The following is a 22,431-nucleotide window of genomic DNA, read 5'->3' on the forward strand; positions in this document are numbered from 1 at the left end:
CTGCTTTTAGCTTAGCGGCTTCGACCTTTGTCTTCAGGTCAAAAGACCTTGCGCGCCACTCGCCTTAATCAATCCCGATAAAACCCGCACACTGGCCGTCATTCGAACTGGCACCGGGCTACACCTGAGTGCGGTTTATTCTCAGCCAACCAGCAGGAGCACTTCCATGAGCATTCCATCGTTCGGCTTAGGCACCTTCCGCCTCACCGGCCAGGCCGTCATCGATTCGGTCAAGTCGGCCCTGGCGCTGGGCTACCGGGTCATCGACACCGCGCAGATCTACAAGAACGAAGCCGAAGTTGGCCAGGCCATCGCCGAAAGCGGCGTGCCGCGCAGCGACCTGTTCATTACCACGAAGATCTGGGTCGACAATTATGCGGCCGACAAGCTGGTGCCCAGCTTGCGTGACAGCTTGCAAAAGCTGCGCACCGACCATGTCGACCTGCTGCTGATCCACTGGCCAGCGCCAGGCAACGGCGTGGACCTGCCTGAATCCATGGCAGCCCTGGCCGAAGCCAAGCAGTTGGGGCTGACCCGTCAAATCGGTGTTTCCAACTTCACTATCGAGCTTACGCGCCAAGCCATCGACGTGGTCGGCAAAGGCGAAATCGCCACCAACCAGATCGAACTCAGCCCTTACCTGCAAAATGCCAAGCTGAGCGCGTTCCTCAAGGAACAAGGCATCACCGTCACCTCATACATGACCCTGGCGTACGGCAAGGTCTTGAAAGACCCGGTACTGGCCGAGATCGCCGCCAAGCACAAGGCCACGGTCGCCCAGGTTGCCCTGGCCTGGGCCTTGCAGCTGGGTTATGCGGTAATCCCGTCATCGACCAAGCGCGAAAACCTGGCCAGCAACCTGCTTGCCCGGGACCTGAAGCTGGATGCCGACGACATGGCACGTATTGCCACGCTGGAGCGTAATGGCCGTGAAGTCAGCCCAGACGGCCTGGCGCCTGCCTGGGATTGATAGCCCTTTTTCCTGTGAGCACGGGTTAGCCGGCCACTTCGCGGGCGAGCCTGCTCCCGGATTGCGCCATTTCGGTGAGGGCGCCTTCAGTTCGGGTGCCGGTCATAGGCTTGCCGGGTCAGTTCCAGGTACAACGCCCGCTCAGCCGCCGACTGATCGGTTCTCACCGCCTCGATCGCTTCGGTGAACACCCGGTCGGTCAACTGTTCGGACTGCTCGAAAAGAAGCGCCAGCCGCTCATGAAATGGCGCGTTCATGGACTCGAACCAGTCGGCATGCAGGGTTTGCAGGTACTGTTGCCAGAATTCACGCTCAGCCAGCGAACGGCTTAGGGCTCCTCGGCTTTCGGCGGCCCAGACTTCACGCTCGGCCAGCTCCAGGTCAACTTTGCTCACGCCGCTGGCGTGTACGTAGTTCATTTCCGAGGGCTGCCCCGGTAGGCCGAGGGGTATCGACAGGCCGACCCGGTAGGCCAGATGCACCTCTACATCATCAACCTGCGTGGCTGGACTGCGCGTGCGCGCCTGCTGGATATGCCGGCTGGCAATGCGATCGACCTGATCCAGACGGAACAGCTCCCGCCCCAGCTGCAGCAAAGGCCGCATCGCGTAGGCGCCCTGCAACCCCGCGGTACGCTGGGCGGCCAGCGTGCGCACCTCGAGGGTACTGAGGATCAACAGCATCTGGTCCGCGCAGGTACGCGGGCCGGCGGCTTGGCGAAACACGGCTTCACGTACTTCCCCGTTCAACTCGCAGGCTTCGATGATGCCCCACACCCTGCGGCACATTTCATGAGGTTGGCGCTGGAAATCGTTGGAGCGTGAAAAGTCGGCAAAAAAACGGAACAGGTCCTGTGCGCCCTCTTCCTCCGCCAGACGGCTCCACTGTGCCATACGAATCGGCTGGTCTGCCGGGCTGACCCCGTAGAGCCAACGCAGGCGCTCATCTTCCAGCACGTCTTCATGATCACGGGCCGGCATCACATCTGTCGCCCGTCGTGCGAGTCGCGCGTGCAACTGCATCGAGGCTTGTGGGGACAACGGATTGCCATGCAGATGGACCAAGCCAATGTGGGTTTGCAACAGGTCGAGCACCGGCTCCGATAGTTCACTGATGGCGTTTTCGCGCAGGTCGAGAACCACAAGCATGGGCGACTCCAGTAACGCCTGGGGCAGTGCCTGCAACCCCGTCATGCGCAGGTTCAGGCTGCGCAGGCGGCGCAGCGTACGAACGTCCGGGGCCTGGCCAAGCAGATTGCGATGCAAGTCCAGTGACTGCAGGCGCTGCAACGCAGCGATGCGTTGGCTCCCCTCACGGGTCAGGGCGATATGGTTGTCGGAGAGGTTGAGTTCCACCAACTCGACCAGTTGCTCGATGCCGGGTGGTATTGCGGTCAGCAGGTTGCCACGCAAGTCCAGGCCCTGCACCCGACCGAAGCGCTGCAAGAAACCAGGCTCGATATCCAGCAGGCTCATGTTGCGCAGGCTCAAGCGTGCAATGTGGCTGAAGTCGACCGCGTCAGGCAAACGCGGTAGCGCGCCGATCCGCCAGCCATGGATGAATAGCTGGAGGTTGCCGTGGGCGTCCCGATTCTGCCGCTGCCAGGCGCGTCGAATGACCCTTGCCACCCAGGCACGCCGCACCGCCTGAACCGGGCTGGCAGACTCGCGACGCCAGGCGTGCAAGGCGTTCTCCAGCAAGCGCAGCTGGTCATGCACGTGGAAATACCGCCCCCAGGGCGTCATGCCATGGCGGCCCGCTGACGCCATGAACTCCTCGACATCGTCATCGGTGAATGTGGGTAGCACGCGCCTGATTGCCTGGCGCAGCGACTCGGTGCTGCTTTCTCCACGGCCATTGAGCGGGTATCCAAGCCGGCCATCGCCCAAACGTACGGGCGGGCGGACGCGGCCAGGAACGGGCGCCATGCCCAGCAAACTGGCCAGCTCATCACGCCGTGTGAAGGCTCGCTGGGCCAACGCCTGCGCCAGTTCACCGGCCGATTGCCCCGCAGCACCCAGCGCCTGCCGCTGCGTGTCGCTCAATTGCTGCAGTAACGCCGCCATCAAGCTGCCATGCTTGTTCGCCTCCTCCAGCGGCGCCGCAGGATTGTCCAACGCCTGGTAACCGAGTTGGCCCTTGACGATGACACGCACATCAGTGGCGCAGGGACTGCCCACCTGCGCCAGGAGTGGCCCTCCTCGCGCGGCGTCGTGCAGTTCAACCCGTAAGGTATCGGGCCAGCTCACCGATTGCCCCAACAACGCGAATGCCAGGCGCTCGCTGTCGGCGTTGATCGCCTCGGCCATGGTCAGGCCGGCACATGCTCGGTCCAGTCGGCTGTCCCTCAACAGCCAGCGCGCTTGCTCGGCCAAGCCCAGTGGTACCCGTTGCCGGTCGATCATGCGCTGCACCAGCAACTCGTCAGCCTGCTGCACGATTTCCGTTGCCCCGCGGGCCGTCAGACCGGGAAAATCACGCTGCAACAGCTGTGCGCCAGGCGACAGCACCCGCTGCTTTTCGATGAAATGCTGTTCGAACGCCGCCCCTTGCAGCCTGGGGTATCGTGCGTGCAGCTGGCGGCGCTGCAGGGCATCGCGCAAACGTGCCGGCGCCGCACTCTCTTCCAGGTGCAAACGGCGCAGGCGATCGTCATCGTAGCCCGTCGCCTGCAGTACATCGTGAGCCGCCTGCTCATCCACCTCCGCCAGGTCACCGGCAAAACGCCTGAGCAACTCGACGCCCTGCCAGGCCTGCGGCGTGTCCAGTTCATGGCGCCAGGCTCCATCACCCAAGTGTCGCAGCCTGGGCGCATAAGCCCCTTCACGCTGGGGATGCCGGATATGCAACTGGTCCTCGAACGCGTCGCCGATCACCTGAAAAGCGGCCTGATGCGTGCGCAATCGGGCCTGGCCGTCGACCCTGGCGTACTGGCCGACGGCGGTGTGGTCATCGCTCAGCGCATAGGCCGAGAGGCCGGGATCGAACAATTGATAGTGGCCCTCTGCGGTTTGCACAGGCGCCAACCCATCGACAAACAACGCGCGGCGCAGCAGGCGCTCCGAAGCTGCGCCAGTGCCGGCAGCCAGCGCCGCTTGCGCCACATTCACCGCAACGCTGAAGGCATGTTCCAAGGCGCCTTGACGATCTCCCAAGCGCCAGTCGAGATACCCTTCATAGACGTCATCCACCACCTGCAGCGCGGCGATGCCCAGCAGCGGCAGGCCCAGGCCGGGCACGAAGAAACTGGCCAGCCCCAGCAGGTCCAGACCGGTGTCGGCATAGAAATGCAGGCGCCGATCACGCTCGGCGCTGTCCTGCACCGCCGTCGGCACAGCCAGCACCTGCGCATCGTCGAACAGGGTGTCGAGCTGGGTCTTGCGCAGGAACAGGAATAACGGCTCGCTGATGACCTCGTGACGCCCATCAAGCTCCACGGCCCCCTGCGCCAGGGCTCTGTTCAATGCCACGGTGTAGCTCGCACGGTCACGCTCGCTGATGAAGCGCTGAAAATACCCGGGGTAGCCTGGCGATCGATAGCGCTGGCCCAGGGTCTGGAACAGCCCGTCCCAGGAAGGGTGCCAGCTTATCGGGCCGTGTGGGTCGTCGGGCAGCCAGCACAACACGCCCTCAAGACGCCCCAGGCCCAGGCCGTCGCGGTGCAGTTCGAAGGCCGCTGCGCCACGCACACGCTTGCCAAGCACACGCAGCGCTGCCGGGCGCATGCGCGAGACCGTCCCTGACGCAGCAGTGATCATCGCCAGGCATTGCACCAACGCTTCCTCGTGGATCTCGCCCTTCAGGGCTGCCAGGCGCAGGGCCGCTTCAAATGCATGACGCTGGCCTTGCTCCAGCAGCGTCGCAACGCCGCCCCCCGGCGCCTTCAAGTGCGCCTTGAGATAGGCCTGGTAGAGCCCGCCAAGGTCAAGTGTGCGGCAGAGCTCGGCGAAGGCCCTGGTCGTCATGGGCAGGGCTTTGCCGTCGGCGCCCAGCAGTATCGATTGGTCTGTTACACCCAGCGACCTGGCTTCGCCATCGCTGAAGTTGTGCAGCGCGGCGGCCAGCAAGCTGTGTCGCAGCGTGCGCCTTTGGACGGTACCCGGTGCTTCCGGGCGAGCGGCAGGAACATGCTCGATCAGTTGAAACTGCAGCGTGGCCTTGCGTACATCCAGTGCCCGCGCAATCTGCCCGAGAAGCGCTTTCTCGAGCAAGGGCGCCGCAAATGCGTCCAGCGGCGTCAGGCCGGCAAATAGCGCCTTTACCCGTTGCTGCACGATCTGCTGCTCATGCAGGCAGTCATGCAGTTCGAGCAGGCGGGTGGCTGATGCCTGCTTCAGCCAAACGGGCAGTCGGCTGGCGATCAGGTTGTCGATGGAAGTATCGGAATGTGTGGGGCGTACGGGGATTGGCATGCTCGGCCTCTGTTTTTGGCAAAGGCACCATCACACCCTGCCAGGCAAGACTGCGGCGGTAGATACGTCTGCGCACCTATTCCCACCGGGCACGCATCCAGAAAAACGCACAGGCACAGCAACCCTGCCAATCGGTGTACAGTACCCCTACAACAACGCCCGCAAAGGAGCCCTGCACATGACCGTGACGCTGTCCCCCCTGCAGATCGACTGCGATTTCGACTCTGGCAATATCCAGGTGCTGGATGCCAGCAACCCGGCTGATGTGCACCTGAACATCCGCCCGGACACGCACAGCGGCCACTACCAGTGGTTTCACTTCAAGGTCAGCGGGCTCACACCGGGGCAGGTCCATCGCTTCAGCCTCGACAATGCCTCCGGCTCGTCCTACAAGAACGCCTGGAGCGGCTACAACGCCGTGGCCAGCTACGACCAGCAGCGCTGGTTCCGCGTGCCCAGCCAGTTCGACGGCAACGCCCTGTCGTTCGAGGTAACGGCAGAACAGCCGCAGATCTGGTTCGCCTACTTCGAACCCTACCCACGCGCCCGTCACAACCAGCTGATCGAACGTGCATGCCAGTTGCCAGGGGTCGAGTTGCTGGCCAGCGGCCGTAGCGTCCAGGGTCGCGACATCCCGCTGCTACGCGCCGGCGACGGCGCTGCAGGCAAGCGCAAGCTGTGGCTGATTGCCCAGCAGCACCCGGGCGAACACATGGCCGAATGGTTCATGGAGGGCGTGATCGACCGCCTGCAAGCCAACGATCCGCTGATCCAGGGTCTGCTGGCCAAGGCCGACCTGTACCTTATCCCCAACATGAACCCCGATGGCGCCTTCCTCGGCCACCTGCGCACCAACTTCAAGGGCAAGGACCTCAACCGCGCCTGGCAGGACGCCAGCGTCGAGCTCAGCCCGGAGGTGTTCTTCGCCCAGGCGCAGATGAAGCAATACGGCGTGGATGCGTTCATCGACGTGCATGGCGACGAAGAAATCCCCCATGTGTTCACCGCCGCCTGCGAGGGCAACCCGGGTTACACGCCGCGGCTGGCAAAGCTGGAGGAGCAGTTCCGCAGCACCCTCTGCAGCCTGACCCGCGACTTCCAGACCGTGCATGGCTACACCCGCGATCAGCCGGGGCAGGCTAATACGACCCTGGCCTGCAACGCGGTGGGGATGGCTCATGACTGCCTGTCATTGACCCTGGAAATGCCGTTCAAGGACCATGATGATGCGCCTGATGCGGTTGCCGGTTGGTCCGGAGCACGCTCCAGGGCACTGGCCGGTGCGGTGCTGGAGACCTTGGCGAAGATGGTTGGCGATTTGCGCTGAGCCTGCCTGGCGCGGTCGTTGCGAGCCCGCGGTGAACGCTGTTCAGAACTGCACATCCAGAATCACGCTGTCGGTATAGCTCGCCGCCGGCGGCGTAGCCTGGTCGGTGTAGACCTTGGCGTTGTAGTTGAATACCTGGCTGCCCGTGCCGGTACCCAGCCCCGGATTGACATCGGCATCCGTGCTCGCGCGTCGCGCCGCCCCTGACGCCCCCCAGCGCACCGTCCCGGCACTCTTGAATATGTCATAGGCCAGGTAATTGCTGGCCGCCGACTTCATTCGCCTGCGCCCAGCGCTGACGTTCTGGCCGTCATCCAGCCCCACCGTATAGTTGCTGCCCTTGGTACACGAAACGCTCAGGCTCTGGTTGACCGTGGCAAAACCTGCCACCACCGGCGCGCTGCCGAAGCTGATATTGGGCGTAGTGATCTGACAGTCGTTGGTCACCGTCAGGCTTACCGTAAGGGGTTGTGACCCTGAACTGTTGTCACGCCCGATGCACAGCCCGCCGATGGCAATCCCTTCGCAATAATTCCACGCCCAGCTCATCGTCAATGTTTCCGAGTACACCCCGGCAGCGACGTTACTGCCTATCTGGGTGCGCATATACAGCGGCACCGCCTTGGGTGTGCCATTGAGCAGCCCAAGCAGGTCGAGGATACCAGTGCGACCAAATTCAAAGGCTACGCCGCGGGTAATCGGAAAGTTGGTGGTGGCGTCGGCATACAGCGTGTAAGGGATGACATCGCCGGTGGGCCCGACCAATCCACCGGTTGTCGGCGCCACGGTCAACTTGAACGAGTCGCCGCTACTGAGCACGCTCAGTATCGTACCGTTACACTGCAAGCCTGCATTGGTGGTAGACGCCGTCTGGGACACAGTGCGCACCTGAGTCGAGTTGAGTGTGCCAAATGCCACAGGCAGGGTCGGCACCGCCAGGCACTTGGCCCAGGTCGAGCCCGCCGACAACAGCAAGACACACGCCCACACCCCGCCCCACCAGGTCTTCATTTGCACACCAACGGGCCAACCAGGGGGATCGAACCTTCAGCCTTGGGCAGGTCGAATTCCACTTGGCATTGGCCGCCCCCTTCAAGCTCCACCTGCAGGCGGTTGTGGGGCGAGAGGTTTTCCAGGTACACCAGCCCGTCCCAGCCGACGACGGCCTGGCTCCCGGACTGTTCGTGGGTCACACGGCTGCCCAGCTTGAGCACGTGCTGGCTGGTGTCGACCAGTTCGATGCTGGCCGCCAGCACGCGCTTGAGCGGAAACTCCAGCAGATAGCCGCTGCCCCGGCGTACCGCTACCCGCTGCTCCACCTCCGGTGCGAGGATATCCGGCGGCAGGTCCATCGGGTCGATCTCATACTTGCCGCGGTAATAACCACTGCTGTACGGCACCAGCAGGTGCCCGTCAGCATCGGTGCGGCCGACCTCCTGGTTTTCGTAGCGAACCGGTATATCGCCGTAGCCTTCGGTGCTGACCACCACGAACGCGTCATCGATACGGTTGGCGGCGAACAGCCCGGCATCCATCCACACCAGCGACCCGCTGGCATCGGCCCAGCGGGTCATCTCGCCGCTGCTGCCATACACCCCGGCCTGCAACTGCACCGACTGCAGCCGCCACGTGGCATCCGCCTGGCGATAGGCATCGCGATCGCTGCCCGTTGCATAGCCCAGGTTGTAACCCACGCCGGTACCCACCGGCACCGCACGGCTGTAGTTGACGCGCTGCAAGCTCTGGCCTTCCTTGCTGCGCTCGATGCCCAGGGCAAGGGTGCCGTGCAGGTCGAACGGGATCACCAGTTGCGCCTGCACCGCCCACTGGCTGTCGCCGACTTCGCGGTTGGCCGACAGGTAGACGCTGCTGTTGCCCCACAGCGGCCGGCTGTAGCTCAGGTTGATCAACCGGGTGCGGGTGCCATCACCAGTACGTACGTCGAAGTAACCGGCGCCAAGATTGCCGTACTCGTTGAGGTTGACGCTGACGGTGACCTGCTCGCTGCTTTTGCTCAGCTGAATGTCCGGGGTATCGACCCGGGTCAGGTCGGCGTATTCACCGTGGCGTTGCAGGCGCTGATAACTGAAGCCGATACGCTGGCTGTTGTACTGATAGCCCAGGGCGACCTGGTGGCCCTTCTCGCCATCGAACTCACTGTGCGCCAAGGCCGCGTTGAGCACGCCGAAGTTGCCCAGGCGCATGTTGCCGCCCAAGCCACCCAACATCAGCGATTCGGCGGTTTCGGCATGGGTCTCCAGGGTAAAGGTGTCGCTCACCCCATAGCGCAGGTTGCCCGAGGCTACGCCCGGGCCATAGGCGAAATCGCGCACGCCGTAGTCACGGCGCAGGCTGCCCGCCGCCAGCGAATAGTCCGAAAGGCCTTTCTGCAGCAGGCTGCTGGTGACGTAGAACGGTAATGTGGTCGACACCTGCCGGCCCAGGGCATCGGTGGTGACCACCACCGCCTCCCCTGCACCATTGATGAACGGCACGTTGGTCAACGTGTAAGGGCCTGGTTGCAGCTCAGTAGTGCTGGACTTGTAGCCGTTGATGAACAAGTCGAGAGAGGTCGGTACCGCTGCTTCGCCGGCAAATGCCGGCAATGGGTAGGTGACCAGGTCCGGCCGTGCCGCAAAGTCGCGTGACAGCTGCAGGCCCCCCACCCGCACCGAGCTGGTCCAGGGCAAGGCACCGGTCACGAAGTCACCGGCTTCGTAGGTCAGCAGGCGCTGCTCGTCGGAAAACCGCCAGGTGCTGTCGTAACGCAGGAACCCCTGCCGCGTTTCGGCGGCCTGCGCACCGTTGAACGATTGGCGCCACTGCCCGGTGCTGGAGAACGTGCCCCAGCTGTCGAACAGGCGCAGTTCGTTCCAGGCCGCAAGGTAGGTGCCACCCTCATCGGTATCGTTCAGGTACAGGTCGTAGTTGAACAGCGCACCGAAGCTGCTGCGCGCCTCGCTGGGCGGGTAAAGGCTGCGGTCACCCACTTGCTGATCGGGCAGCCAGGCCGGCGGCACCTGCAGCAGCAGGCGCTGGTTCTGGCTGTCGTAGTCGGTGTGCAACCCGGGGATGCCATCGAGAGCCACTTCGCCAAGGGGGTTGCCCGGCACCGACACGCCGGCAGCGCGCAGCACTTCGCTGTCCAGGTACAGCTGCCCGGCGCGTTGCTGCACCGGTACCAGCTCAGCCTTGGGCATCTGGTTCACCAGCAGGTCGAGGTACAGGGTGGCGTCGGCGATGGCGGAGATCTCCGTGGGCGGTGGGGGCAGGTCGTCGGCCAGCGCCAGCCCCGGGCCAACCATGGCCAGCCCCAGGCACCAGCGGCGCGTCGTCGCCGTCAGCCATTTCACACACGGTTTCCAACCATTGCCGGGTCCTCCCTGGCCCATGCGCTGCATTCAGTCGCTGGCTCATTGGCCTTGGCGGATCGCGTCCGCGTTGCTTTGCCCGTTCACCCGCCCTTTGAGCACGCTGCCACTGTTCGGGGCCACCGGTGCAGGCCAGCGCATGCTGGCACCCGGCAGCACGTAGCCCAGCAGCCCCTCGGCCAGCGGCTTGGCCTGGCTGCCCTGCTGCACCACTACATCGGTCAGGCGCGCATGCACCGGACCGGTATTGCGCAATTCCACATAAGGCTTGCCCTGCACCGTCACCGGCTGCCAGCTGAGCTGCGGCTTGCCCACGCCTTCGGCATTGCGATTGCCCTCGGGGTCGGCCTTGCCCCACAAACCCTCGCCATAGACGAACAGCGGCACCGAATAGCGCATCTGCAGGCGAATGGCGGCGGTGGTGCCAGGCTCGGCCTTGTCGACCGGGATGGCGGGCGGGATTTCGTCGATGATGATCCGGTAGGCCTGCTCCTGACCGGCCGGCGAAGGGCCGGTGCGGGTCAGGCGGATCAGCTGCTTCTGCCCGGGGGCGATGTTGGCCATCGGGGGGCTGCCGATGATCTCGCGCTGTGCCTGGAACTGTTCCTGGTAATCACCCTGGCGCCAGGCGAACACCCGCACCTGCAAGTTGGCCGGCGCGGTGCCGCGATTTTCCAGCCACAGGGCCCCGGCTTTCTGGTCGGCCTCCAGCACCGGGTCGATCGGCCAGATCAGCACCGAGGTAGCCGCCCCGGCTGGCAGGCTTGCCAGCCACAACAAACCGATCAATCCACGCGCCCACTTCGCGCCTGCCCCCATGAAGCTCTCCTTAGACTCTTGTCATTGGTGGCGCTGGCTTCACCAGGTCACCGTCACTTGGACCACATCGGTGTAGGTCCCTGCCGGCAGCGTGCCCGTCAGTTGAACCCGCCCGTACACCGGCAGCCTGATGGCCGTCGGGTCGGAATAGCTGACGGCCACGCTCTGCCCTATGCCCAGGGTCTGGCTGTAGGCCGCGTCCCGGTACAACTGGTACGCCAGCACCTGGGTACCGCTGGAGCGTTTGAGGTTGCGCGTGCCGCTCGCGCTGTTCTGGCCACCGTCCACGCTCATGCTCATGGCCACGCCCGGCGTGCACTGGAAGGTCACCATGCTGCCGCCCAGGGCGGTGCTGAGAATGCCGGTGGACAGCGCCGACTGCGAGCCGTAGTTGAGCACCCCGTAACTGGTCACACCGCCGACCACCAGGCAGCCGGCGGCAATCTGCGCCGTCACCGTGAAGGTGCTGGTGGTTGCCGCGTCCAAGGGCGCGGCCAGCAGTACGCCAAGGCCGGTCAGGCCACCTGCCAGCCAGGCACGCATGGCTCAGAAGGACAGCTCGACGGCTACCGTGTCGGTGTAGACCCCGGCCGGCAGCCCCGCCTTGCCCCGTGCCTGGCCGTACAGGTTGACGGGCTGCGCCACACCGGTGCTGGTCGGTAGGGTGATGGTGGCGTCAATATTCAGCACCTGCGTGTGCCCGGAGTCGGTGTAGAAGTCGTACGGCACGAAGTTGCCGGCGCCATCTGCCAGCGCGCGGGTGCCGCCGGTCGACTGGCCATCGTGGGCCCCGGCGCGCACGCGAATCGCCGGTATCGTGCCGGCCGAGCAGAGAATGCTCATCGCCGCGCCGGTACCGCCCAGCACCTGGGCGTCGGCAGTGCCGAACAAGGCGTCCTGGGTACCGAAGTTCAAGCTACCGAAATTCAGCCCCGAGGTACCCGAGCTGCCATTGACCTGACACGCTGCAATCAAGGTCAGCGTCGAGCTGATGGTCCCGGTCACCGTGGCGGCCTGGGCCTGAGAGGCCAGGGCCAGGCCCAGACCGGCGAGGATGCAGCGTGAGAGGTTCGTTCGCATCGGAGTCTCCTTGCGTTGTTACCAGTCCAGAGTCACCCTGAGGGTGTCGCGGTACAGCCCGGCCGGCAGCGCGCGCGGTTGCGCCACTACCACACCGTAGATGGGGATCGGTATCTGCTGGGTGCTGTTGATGGTGAAGGCACGTGCCTGGCCGATGCCGTAGCGGCTGTTGCCGCCGGGGTCGACCGCCAATTGGTAGGGGATCAGTTCACGACCATTGCTCAGGCGGCGGACGCCATCGTCGCCATTCTGGCCGCCATTGATGCGCACATTGAAAGCCCGCACCTCAGGCGTGCAGCTGATCTGCAGGCTGCCCTCCCCACTCACTTCATCGACCCGGCTGCGCAAGGGCTGATCCCAGTTCGGGCCACGCTCGCCAAAGTCCAGCAGGCCAGGGTTGCCCAGGGTGGCCGGTTGCGTCTCGTTGCTGCTGATCTGGCAAGCCGCGCTGATCACCAGCCGCGCCTGGATGAACCCGGTGCTGGTGCCATGCGCCGCACCGCCGGGGACCAGCAGCGGGCCGAGGGTAAGCAGCAGGATCGAGGTACGATTCATGGCGTCGCATCCTTGTGCATGGTGACGTCCCTACCAGGTGACCGTGACTTTGAGCAGGTCGGCATACCGGCCGGCGTTCGGCACCCAGGCCAGCTTGTCGATACGGGCATACAGCGGCAGCTCGACCGAGCCGCTGTCCGGAACCCGCGCCGACTGCGCCACGTTCACCGCCAAGGGCTCGCGCCAGGCGGCGTCACGGTACAGGCGATAAGGGATCGGCCGGGCCTTGGCGTCATCGCTGGCCAGGAAGCGTACCTCACCGACACCGCCATGCTGGCCGCCGTCGACGCGCACTTGGTAGGGGGTGTCGGGGTTGCATTCCAGGCGCGGCGGGCGCTGACCAAGCAACGCACCCGCAAGCGGCGCATCCGGGCCATCCAGCCGTGCGGCGGCGCCCAGGTCGATCTGCCCCAGCGCCTGCGCACCGGCATCGCGAGTCTGGTTGACCAGCATGCAGCCGCGCTGCACCAGTACCCGTACTTCCACCAGGAAGTCTGCCGCCATGGCACTGCCGCTCAACAACAGGCCCAACAGCGCGGCCAGGAAGCGTTCCGTCACCTCGTTATCCTTATCACTTTATGCTGAATTTGAGCGTAGCAGCGAGACGCCAGTATTGCGGCGGCGCCAAGCCGTTTTTTTGTGCTAGCAACAAAGCGATAGCCCCTTCGAAAAAAAAACCGCAACGCGCCGAACCCCTCTGCCTCCTCGTGCCTCCAATAGCCAAAGGCCGGTGTCCGCGTGGATATTCTGGTAGGGTGTATCACCATCATCCTGCCTCAGACTCATGCGGCAAGCATGGACCGACATGACAGGAGCGTTTTCATTGATGACCGCAGACAGCACGCTTGCCCAAGCCGTGGAGCGTTGTGCCCTGGAACCGATCCAGGTGCCAGGCAGCGTCCAGCCGCATGGCTTCCTGCTGGTGCTGGACGAAACCGATTTGCGCGTGCTGCAGGCCAGCGAGAACGTCGAACAGTGGTTGGGCATACCCGCCAGGGAACTGATCGGCTACCGCTTCGCCGATCTGGTCAGCGACGCCTTCGACCTGCGCGGGCACCTTGCGCGGCTACCGGAAGACGAAGCGTTCCCGTTCCATATCGGCGACGTGCACCTGCGCCAGGGCGCGCCATTCAGCGCCCCGCTGCATCTGCTGGCGCACCGTCACGACCAGGTCCTGATTACCGAATTCGAACCCCCGCGCCTGCCGGCAGACCTGGCCGGGCAAGGTGACTACTACCCGCTGGTGCGCAGCTTTGTCAGCACCGTGCACCTGGCGGGCAGCCTCGAAGAACTGCTGCAGCAGACGGTGGTGCAACTGAAGCGCATCACCGGCTTCGGCCGGGTCAAGGCCTACCGCTTCGATGCCGAGGGCAACGGCCAGGTGCTGGCCGAAGTGGCCGACCCAGGCTACCCCAGCTATCTGGGCCTGTGCTTCCCGGCCTCGGACATCCCGCGCCAGGCGCGCGAGCTGTACCGGGTCAACCGCATCCGCGTAATCGAGGATGCCAACTATCAGCCTTCCCCACTGCTGCCCGCCGCCAACCCGCGTACCGGCAAGGCCCTGGACATGAGCTTTGCCGCACTGCGCAGCGTGTCGCCGGTGCACCTGCAGTACATGCGCAACATGGGCACCCTGGCTTCGATGTCGCTGTCGATCGTGGTCGACGGCAAGCTGTGGGGGCTGGTGTCGTGCCACCACCAGCAGCCGCGCACCGTGGACTTGCGCACGCGCACCGCCAGCGAACTGCTGGCCAGCGTGCTTTCGTTGCAGATCGAATCGCGAGAAGCCCACGCCAGCACACGCAAGCTGCTGGACCTGCGCCAGCACATCGTGCGCATGATCTCGTCCATGGCCGACCACGACAGCGTCGGCGACGGCCTGCGCGAGCTGCCCGACGTGCTGCTGGCCTTCGCTGGCGCCCAAGGTGCTGCGGTGATCTCGGCCGAGCGTTGCGACCTGTTCGGCAAGACCCCGCCCGCTGCGCAGGTGACGGCACTGGTGCACTGGCTGGGCCAGCGTGGCGAAGAAGGCGTGTTTCAGAGCGACAACCTGCGCCGCGACATCGACGAGCTCCCCGAGCTCGCGCGGCATGCCGGCGGCGTGCTGGCGGTGGCCATCTCGCAGATCCACTCGCACTACCTGCTGTGGTTCCGCCCCGAGCAGGTGCGCACGGTGAACTGGGCCGGCCAGCCAATCAAACAGGCCGGCCCGCAGGGCCAGCTCGACCCCCGGCACAGTTTCGAGCGCTGGCAGGAACAACTGCACGGCTACTGCGAACCCTGGCACCCACTGGTCGTCGAAGGCGTGCAGGAACTGCGCACCGCCGTGCTCGGCATCGTCCTGCGCAAAGCCGAGGAGCTGGCCCAGCTGGCCGGCGAACTGCGCCGCTCGAACAAAGAACTCGAAGCGTTCTCCTACAGCGTGTCCCACGATCTGCGTGCGCCGTTGCGGCACATTGCCGGCTACACCGAACTGCTGGGCGAGATCGAAGGCCAGGGGCTGAGCGAGCGTGGCAGGCGCTTCTTGCACCATATCGGCGAAGCCGCACAGTTCGCCGGCAGCCTGGTGGACAACCTGCTCAATTTTTCGCAAATGGGCCGCTCCGCCCTGCGCATGTCGGACGTCGACCTCAATGCCCTGGTCGAGGCGATCCGCAACGAACTGGCACCGGACTACCAAGGCCGCGAGATCATCTGGGAGATCGCCCCGCTGCCTAAAGTGATCGGCGACCCGGCGTTCATCAACCTGGCATTGCACAACCTCATTGCCAATGCCATCAAGTACACCCGCGGCCGCGAGCCCGCGCGCATTACAGTGAGCGCGGTGGAGCATCCGGGCGAAACCGAAATCTGCATCCGCGACAACGGCGTAGGTTTCGACATGGCCTATGCCGGTAAACTGTTCGGCGTGTTTCAGCGCTTGCACCGCATGGAAGACTTCGAAGGCACAGGGATTGGCCTGGCAAGTGTGCGCCGCATCATCGAGCGCCATGACGGCCGCGTCTGGGCCGAGGGCCAGATCGACCAGGGCGCCAGTTTTCACTTTTCCCTACCGCGCCAACCCGTAACTACCTGAGGCACCGAAATCCCATGCTCAAACCCATCCTGCTGGTCGAAGACAACCCACGGGACCTGGAGCTGACGCTCCTGGCCCTGGAGCGTAGCCAGTTGGCCAACGAAGTCATCGTGCTGCGTGACGGGGCCGACGCACTCGATTACCTGCTGCGCCGCAATGCCTACGCCGAACGTGACGACGGCAACCCCGCCGTGTTATTGCTGGACCTGAAGCTACCCAAGGTCGACGGCCTGGAAGTGTTGAAGGAAGTGCGCGCCACCGCCGACCTGCGCAGCATCCCGACCGTGATGCTGACGTCCTCGCGCGAAGAGCCCGACCTGTTGCGCGCCTATGAACTGGGGGTGAACGCGTACGTGGTCAAGCCCGTGGAATTCAAGGAATTTGTCGCCGCCATCTCCGACCTCGGGGTATTTTGGGCGGTGCTCAACGAACCACCACCCGGCTCCCTGCGTCTGAACCGTCGCGGTAGCAACTGAGGCTCCCGCAACGATGCAGCAAACGCCACTGAAACTACTGATGGTCGAAGACAGCTCGATGGACGCCGAGCTGACCCTCATGCGCCTGGAGCGCAGCGGGCTGCATGTGCAGGCGCAACTGGTGTTCGACCATGTCGGCGTCGAGCATGCCCTGCGCGAGGCCGGCTACGACCTGATCCTGTGCGACTGCGTGCTGCCGGGCTCGTCCGGTACCGAAGTGCTGGCCATCGCCCAGCGCCTGGCACCGGACACCCCGTTCATCTTCCTGTCCGGCATCTACGGCGAAGAACACGCGGTGGAAATGATCCGCCTGGGCGCTACCGACTATGTCCTGAAGAAAAACCTGCCGCTGCTGCCCAAGGCCGTGCGCCGCGCCTTGACCGAGGTGCAGGAGCGCCAGCGCCGGCGCCGCGCCGAAGAGGCCCTGGCCGATGTCGAGGCACGCGCACGCATTGCCATCGACGCCGCCGGCATGGGCACCTGGGACCTGCGCCCGCAAGAAGGTCTGTTGCTCTGGGATGACCGCTGCAAGACGTTGTTCGGCCTGCCCACCGGCACCGACATGACGCTTGAGGTGTTTTACGCCGGCATCTACCCCGACGACCTGCAAATGGTCCGTGAGGCGGTGGAATACGCCATGCGCCCCGAGAGCGGTGGCCAGTATCGGGTCGAGTTCCGCATCGCCCAGCCTGCAGGCCTGGACCCACACTGGTTGCTCAGCAGTGGCCAGAGTCAGTTCGTCGACGGCCAATGCGTGCGTTTTTCCGGGGTGCTGCAGGACATCCACAGCCAACGCCTCGCCACCCAGGCGCTGCGCCAGCTGAACGAAATGCTTGGCGAGCGGGTCGAGCGACGCACCCGCGAGCGTGACCGCGCCTGGGAGCTGTCACAGGACTTGCTGGCGGTGCTGAACAAGGACCTGACCCCGGTCGCGCTCAACCCCGCCTGGGAAGCCAGCCTGGGGTTCTCACGCGAGCGCTTGAGCCAGTCGTCCTTGCTGCATCTGCTGCCCGAGCCTGACCAGGAACTGCTGCTCACCGAACTGGCCGCCCTCTCCCACGGCCGCACCAGTGTGCGCTTCGTCGGGCGCATCCTGCATGCCGGTGGCCAGCAGCGCTGGTTGTCCTGGGTGGTAGTGCCGGAGGACACCCTGCTGTACGTGGTGGCGCGTGATATCACCAGCGAGCGCGAAGCCGCCCTGGACTTGGCCGAAGCCAACGCGCGCCTGCGCGAGCAGATCAACGAGCGCGAGCGTATCGAGGCTGCGCTGCAGCAGATGCAACGGCTGGAAGCGGTCGGCCAGCTGACGGCTGGCGTGGCCCACGACTTCAACAACCTGCTGACGGTAATTCTCACGGGTGCCAGCTTCCTCGAACGTGACCTGAACAAGGGCGACCTGGACAAAGCCCGCACCCGCCTCACCCACGTCCGCGAAGCCGGCGAACGCGGGGCCAAACTCACCTCGCAGCTGCTGGCCTTCTCCCGGCGCCAACGCCTGGAACCGGTAGCGCTGAACCTGAACCGCACCCTTGCCGGGCTGGAAGAGCTGCTGCGCCGCACCCTGGGCGGTAACGTGTCGGTACGCCTGGATCTGGACCAGACGCTGTGGCAGGCGCTGACCGACCCGACCCAGACCGAGATGATCATCCTCAACCTGGCGATCAATGCCCGCGACGCCATGCCGGACGGCGGCCAGCTGACCCTGTCGACCCGCAACACCTCCATCGACGCCCGACCGCAGCGCCCGGAAGACCCGGACCCCGGTGAGTACGTGATGCTGAGTATCCGCGATACCGGCTGCGGCATGAGCGAAGAGGTGCTGGGCAAGGTGTTCGAGCCGTTCTTCACCACCAAGGACATCGGCAAGGGCTCGGGCCTGGGCCTGGCCCAGGTGTTCGGTTTTGCCAAGCAGTCCGGGGGGGGCGTACGGATCGATACCACCCCGGGGCGCGGCACGCAGGTGGCGGTTTACCTGCCGGCAGTGAAAGGTGAGATCGTCAGCGAAGCCGTGGCGCCGGTACTTAGCCAGCCGCTCAGCGAAAGCGGCGGTAACCGCACGGTACTGCTGGTGGATGACGACCACCTGGTGCGCGACATGCTTGGCGATGTGCTGCGCCAGTACGGCTACCAGGTGCTGCAGGCACACAGCGGCGAACAGGCCCTGGCACTGCTGGATGACGAGATCGACCTGCTGCTTACCGACTTTGCCATGCCCGAGTTCAACGGCGCACAACTGGCGCTGGCGGCACGCGATCGCTACCCGCACCTGCCGGTGGTATTTCTGACCGGGTATGCCGAGCTCCAAGGGTTGGAGTTACCGGGCAGCCTGGTGATCCAGAAGCCGGTGCAGGCCGATGAGCTGGCCCGGGTGCTGAACGAGATGCTGGGGATTTCCGGCTAGCCCAGGGTAGACTCACCGTGCAGTGGGGCTGCTGCGCAGCCCTTCGCGACACAAGGCCGCTCCTACAGAGGTTGCGGAGAAATGACAGAAACGACAAAGCCCAGTGCTTATCTTTCCAAGCACCGGGCTAAATACGTTTGAATCTGGAAAATGGCAGGGGCGGCTGGATTCGAACCAACGCATGGCAGGATCAAAACCTGCTGCCTTACCGCTTGGCGACGCCCCTGTATCGGATACAGCGCTTGGCTGCTCTGACAATTCCAACTGAGTGACAACTGGGTTGTTGTCTTGGAATGCGCGGCACTTTAACAACAAAGTTTCGATCTGTGAACCCCCTGATGAAAAAAATTGCCAAAAAACAGCGGGTTAGTCATCTGCGCCCTGCGCGCCGCTACCATCCGTCGCTTTCCCCCCGCTCCGCTTTAACAGAATCGCATTCCTCCCTTCCAATCAAGTGAGCCAACTGCATTGACCAAGGAGGAACCCATGCCTGTCTCCCACGACCTCTACCAGGACCTGCACTACCCGCGCGAAATCGTCCAGCAGCGCCGCCAACAGGACCAGAAGCTCGACCGCCTGCTGGACGAGTACATGGACATCGACAACCAGGTGCTGGCCGCCGAGTCGATATCGGCCGGCAACTTTGTCGACGAAGACCTGCGCCACCTGAAGGAACGCCGGTTGGCGGTGAAGTACATGATCGAACGCCAGCTGGAGCGCAAGGCTTAGCGCGCGGGCGTAGGCAGGTGACCGGACCTATCGGGTGAGGTGATGATTGCCGGGCACTTTCTGTATTGGTCAAAATGGCCGCCGTCGGGCAAGCTGCGCACTCCCCCGTCATCGCCCAAGGAGCGTTGCCTTTGTCTGCCTGGATCCCAGCCCCGCTACGCCAGCTCGGCCAACGCCTGCGCGGCGCCGCCAACCACCAGAGCGAACTGCTCGGCTGGTTCGAGGACAAGGCGCAAAGCCGTGGTTACCAGCTCAGCCAAGGCCAGCGCCGGGTGATCGAGTGCATGGCTGAGCAACTGGCGCAGCTGGAGCAAGGGCAGCCCCGCAGCCTTTACCTGTATGGCTCGGTGGGCCGGGGCAAAAGCTGGCTGCTCGATGGCTTTTTCCAGGCGGTGCCGGTCGAGGCCAAGCAGCGGCTGCATTTTCATGACTTCTTTGCCCGCCTGCACCAGGGCATGCATCGCCACCGTGCGCTGGATGATGCGCTGGGCGCAACCCTGGACGAGCTGGTGGGCGACTGCCGGGTACTGTGCTTCGACGAGTTCCATGTGCATGACATTGGCGATGCCATGCTGCTCACCCGCCTGTTCAAGGCCCTGTTCGCGCGCGGGGTATTCCTGCTGGTGACCTCCAACTATGCCCCCGAAGGGCTGTTGCCCAACCCGCTGTACCATGAGCGCTTCCTGCCGGTGATCCGCCTGATCAACAGCGCCATGCAAGTGCTGGAAGTGGGCGGCGACACGGACTTTCGCAGCCTGCCGGCCAACCGTGAGCATCAGCGTTTTACCCAGGGCCACTATGTCTGGCCAGGGAATGCGGAGCAGCGCCAGGCCCTGAACGTGCCTGCGCAATGCCCGGTGATGCTGGAGGTGAACAAGCGCCCGTTGCGCGCGTTGGCCACCGATGGCCGGCGGGTGGTGCTGGCCTTTGACGACCTTTGCGAGAAGGCCACGGCGGTGATCGACTACCTGGTGCTGGCCGGGCAGTACGACGAGTGGATCATCGATGGACTGGATGACCTGTCTGAGTGCTCGCTGGCCGCTCAGCAGCGCTTCGTCAACCTGGTGGACGTGCTGTATGACCAGGACCGGCAGCTGACACTGATCGGTACACGGCCGCTGGAAGAGAGCCTGGGCGGGCCGCTGGCCGACCTGATGCGTACGCGCAGCCGGCTGGGACAACTGCACCAGACAGGGCTTTAGTACTGGTCGGGCCGTACCGGCCTCTTGGCGGGCAGGCCCGCGAAGAGGCCGGCGGGGTCAATCAGCCCGCCCTGGGCAAATCCGCCAGCACCGCCTCGATCTCGCCCAGCACCGCCGGATCATCCAGGGTCGATGGCGGCACATAGTCCTGCCCGTCGGCAATCTTGCGCAGCACCGCGCGAAGAATTTTCCCCGAGCGGGTCTTGGGCAGCCGCTTCACCAGCCGCACCCGGTTGAAACACGCCAACGGGCCAATCTCCTCGCGCACGCTGCCTACCAGGTCGACCAGCAACTGCGCCTCGGCAATGCCCTCCCCATCCTTCAGCACCACCAGTGCCAACGGCACCTGCCCCTTGATTTCATCATGTACGCCAATCACCGCGCATTCCGCCACTGCCGGGTGCCGCGCCACCAGGTCCTCCATTTCGCCGGTAGACAGCCGGTGCCCGGACACGTTGATCACGTCATCCGTGCGCCCCATGATGTAGACGAACCCGTCATCGTCCAGATAACCGCCATCGCCCGTGTGGTAATACCCCGGGTAGGTGCGCAGGTAAGCCTGCAGGTAACGCTCGTGGTCGCCCCACAGCGTCTGGCTGCACCCGGGCGGCAATGGCAGCGCGATGACGATAGAACCCTGGTGGTTGGGGCCCACCAGGTGTCCATCGTCATCCACCACCTGCACGTGATAGCCCGGCACGGCGCGGTTGCTGGAACCCGGTTTCGCCGCGCTGCCGTCCAGCCCTACGCAAGGCGCGGTAACCGGCCAGCCGGTCTCGGTCTGCCACCAATGGTCGTGTACCGGTTTGCCGCTGACACGTTGCAGCCATTCGTGGGTACTGGAATCGAGCTTTTCCCCAGCCAGGAACAGCTGGCGCAGCGAGCTGAGGTCGTGCCTGCGGATCAGCTCGCCCTCCGGGTCTTCCTTGCGGATCGCGCGCATGGCGGTGGGCGCGCAGAACAGCGCGTTGACCTTGTACTGCTGCACCACCCGCCAGTAGGCCGAGGCGTCCGGGGTGCGGATTGGCTTGCCTTCGTAGAACACCGTGGTGCAACCGCTCATCAACGGCCCGTACACGATCAGTGAATGGCCAACTACCCAGCCCACATCGGAGATTCCCCACCACACATCGCCAGCCTGCATGCCGTAGATATGACGCATGGCATAGCACAGCGCCACGGCATTGCCGCCGTTTTCGCGGACGATACCCTTGGGTTTCCCGGTGGTACCCGAGGTATACATGATGTACAGCGGGTCTGCGGCATCCAGCTCGACCGGCGCTACAGGCCTGGCACTGGCCATCGCCGCCTGCCAGTCCAGATCGCGGCCTGGCTGCAGGTCTGCAGGCGCTTGCGGCCGTTGCAGCAGCAGCACCTTGCGCGGCTGGTGGCGGGCCAGTTGCAGCGCGCGGTCGACCAGCGGCTTGTATTCGATCACCCGGTCGAACTCCACCCCGCAGGACGCCGTCAGCAGCAGCGTCGGCCGGGCGTCGTCGATGCGCAACGCCAGCTCGTTGGCAGCAAAGCCGCCGAACACCACCGAGTGCACCGCGCCAATCCGCGCGCAGGCCAGCATGGCCATGGCCGCCTGCGGCACCATGGGCATGTAGATGATCACCCCGTCACCCTTGTTCACCCCCAGCTGGCGCAGCAAGCCGGCCAGGCGTGCCACCTCGTCGCGCAGCTGGTGGTAGGTGTAGGTCTGCTGCATGCCGGTTACCGGCGAATCGTAGATCAGCGCCAACTGCTCGCCACGGCCCTGTTCGATCTGGTGATCGAGGGCCAGGTAGCAACTGTTCAGGCGACCATCGGCGAACCAGCGATGGGTACCGTCGGCGTTTTCCTGCAGTGTGAGGGCAGGCTTGCGGTGCCAGGCCAGGTGCGCGGCCTGTTCCGCCCAGAATGCGGCAGGGTCGGAAATGGAGTGGGCGTAGCTGTGCTGGTAGCTCATATCGAAGGGGACCCGGTACTTGTTGTTATTGAAGGGCGAATCTTGAGTATGGACCGCTACAC

16 protein-coding genes and 1 tRNA gene are annotated in these 22,431 nt (G+C 64.5%); 7 read left to right on the top strand and 10 right to left on the bottom strand.

Annotated features, from left to right (window positions below; translation table 11 throughout):
* Positions 1–166: 166 nt before the first annotated feature.
* The gene (gene dkgB / locus AC5O5R_RS18030; RefSeq protein WP_172226113.1) at positions 167–970 is read left to right on the top strand and encodes a 2,5-didehydrogluconate reductase DkgB; all 804 of its coding nucleotides are present in this window, start codon (positions 167–169) and stop codon (positions 968–970) included.
* A gap of 86 nt (positions 971–1,056) precedes the next feature.
* On the opposite strand, the gene AC5O5R_RS18035 is transcribed toward dkgB, so the two are convergent.
* Positions 1,057–5,382: an NEL-type E3 ubiquitin ligase domain-containing protein gene (locus AC5O5R_RS18035; RefSeq protein WP_172226116.1), complete on the bottom strand. Its 4,326-nt coding sequence runs from the start codon at positions 5,380–5,382 to the stop codon at positions 1,057–1,059.
* A gap of 178 nt (positions 5,383–5,560) precedes the next feature.
* Here AC5O5R_RS18035 and AC5O5R_RS18040 point away from each other — a divergent pair, with 178 nt between their 5' ends.
* Positions 5,561–6,709: a M14 family metallopeptidase gene (locus tag AC5O5R_RS18040; RefSeq protein ID WP_172226119.1), complete on the top strand. Its 1,149-nt coding sequence runs from the start codon at positions 5,561–5,563 to the stop codon at positions 6,707–6,709.
* 42 nt (positions 6,710–6,751) lie between these two features.
* Here AC5O5R_RS18040 and AC5O5R_RS18045 read toward each other — a convergent pair whose 3' ends face one another.
* The 7 genes from AC5O5R_RS18045 to AC5O5R_RS18075 form a co-directional block, all read right to left on the bottom strand.
* Positions 6,752–7,720 (bottom strand): Csu type fimbrial protein, encoded by a 969-nt coding sequence (locus AC5O5R_RS18045; protein WP_172226122.1) that lies wholly within the window; start codon positions 7,718–7,720, stop codon positions 6,752–6,754.
* Positions 7,717–10,014, bottom strand: a complete 2,298-nt coding sequence (locus AC5O5R_RS18050; RefSeq protein WP_172226140.1) for a fimbria/pilus outer membrane usher protein — start codon at positions 10,012–10,014, stop codon at positions 7,717–7,719. The genes AC5O5R_RS18045 and AC5O5R_RS18050 overlap by 4 nt, the downstream gene beginning before the upstream one ends.
* 108 nt (positions 10,015–10,122) lie before the next feature.
* The gene (locus AC5O5R_RS18055; RefSeq protein WP_172226125.1) at positions 10,123–10,899 is read right to left on the bottom strand and encodes a fimbrial biogenesis chaperone; all 777 of its coding nucleotides are present in this window, start codon (positions 10,897–10,899) and stop codon (positions 10,123–10,125) included.
* A 39-nt stretch (positions 10,900–10,938) separates the two neighbouring features.
* Entirely contained in the window at positions 10,939–11,442 is a 504-nt protein-coding gene (locus tag AC5O5R_RS18060; RefSeq protein WP_172226128.1) for a Csu type fimbrial protein, read from the bottom strand.
* A gap of 3 nt (positions 11,443–11,445) precedes the next feature.
* Positions 11,446–11,979 (bottom strand): Csu type fimbrial protein, encoded by a 534-nt coding sequence (locus AC5O5R_RS18065; protein ID WP_172226131.1) that lies wholly within the window; start codon positions 11,977–11,979, stop codon positions 11,446–11,448.
* Between the two features lie 18 nt (positions 11,980–11,997).
* Positions 11,998–12,534 (bottom strand): Csu type fimbrial protein, encoded by a 537-nt coding sequence (locus AC5O5R_RS18070; protein ID WP_172226134.1) that lies wholly within the window; start codon positions 12,532–12,534, stop codon positions 11,998–12,000.
* A 30-nt stretch (positions 12,535–12,564) separates the two neighbouring features.
* On the bottom strand, positions 12,565–13,092 hold the full coding sequence (locus tag AC5O5R_RS18075) for a Csu type fimbrial protein (protein ID WP_172286018.1): 528 nt from the start codon (positions 13,090–13,092) through the stop codon (positions 12,565–12,567).
* A gap of 268 nt (positions 13,093–13,360) precedes the next feature.
* Here AC5O5R_RS18075 and AC5O5R_RS18080 point away from each other — a divergent pair, with 268 nt between their 5' ends.
* Genes AC5O5R_RS18080 through AC5O5R_RS18090 form a run of 3 tightly spaced genes read left to right on the top strand, consistent with a single transcriptional unit; the run spans position 13,361 to position 18,487 of the window.
* Positions 13,361–15,610: an ATP-binding protein gene (locus AC5O5R_RS18080; protein WP_494514633.1), complete on the top strand. Its 2,250-nt coding sequence runs from the start codon at positions 13,361–13,363 to the stop codon at positions 15,608–15,610.
* Between the two features lie 14 nt (positions 15,611–15,624).
* Positions 15,625–16,086, top strand: a complete 462-nt coding sequence (locus AC5O5R_RS18085; RefSeq protein WP_172228813.1) for a response regulator — start codon at positions 15,625–15,627, stop codon at positions 16,084–16,086.
* 13 nt (positions 16,087–16,099) lie between these two features.
* Positions 16,100–18,487, top strand: coding sequence for a hybrid sensor histidine kinase/response regulator (locus tag AC5O5R_RS18090; protein WP_172228815.1), 2,388 nt, complete (start codon positions 16,100–16,102; stop codon positions 18,485–18,487).
* A 151-nt stretch (positions 18,488–18,638) separates the two neighbouring features.
* Here AC5O5R_RS18090 and AC5O5R_RS18095 read toward each other — a convergent pair.
* A tRNA-Gln gene (locus AC5O5R_RS18095) sits at positions 18,639–18,713 on the bottom strand.
* Between the two features lie 260 nt (positions 18,714–18,973).
* Between AC5O5R_RS18095 and AC5O5R_RS18100 the strand changes: the two genes are divergently transcribed.
* Both AC5O5R_RS18100 and zapE read left to right on the top strand, forming a co-directional pair.
* The gene (locus tag AC5O5R_RS18100) at positions 18,974–19,216 is read left to right on the top strand and encodes a hypothetical protein (protein WP_172228817.1); all 243 of its coding nucleotides are present in this window, start codon (positions 18,974–18,976) and stop codon (positions 19,214–19,216) included.
* Positions 19,217–19,347: 131 nt separating this feature from the next.
* Entirely contained in the window at positions 19,348–20,418 is a 1,071-nt protein-coding gene (zapE, locus tag AC5O5R_RS18105) for a cell division protein ZapE (protein WP_172228819.1), read from the top strand.
* 61 nt (positions 20,419–20,479) lie between these two features.
* On the opposite strand, the gene AC5O5R_RS18110 is transcribed toward zapE, so the two are convergent.
* Positions 20,480–22,369 carry a propionyl-CoA synthetase gene (locus AC5O5R_RS18110; protein ID WP_172228821.1) on the bottom strand — a complete coding sequence of 630 codons (1,890 nt, stop codon included), beginning with the start codon at positions 22,367–22,369 and terminating at the stop codon, positions 20,480–20,482.
* Positions 22,370–22,431: the final 62 nt, after the last annotated feature.

This window comes from Pseudomonas sp. 8_5_2 (assembly GCF_059295255.1).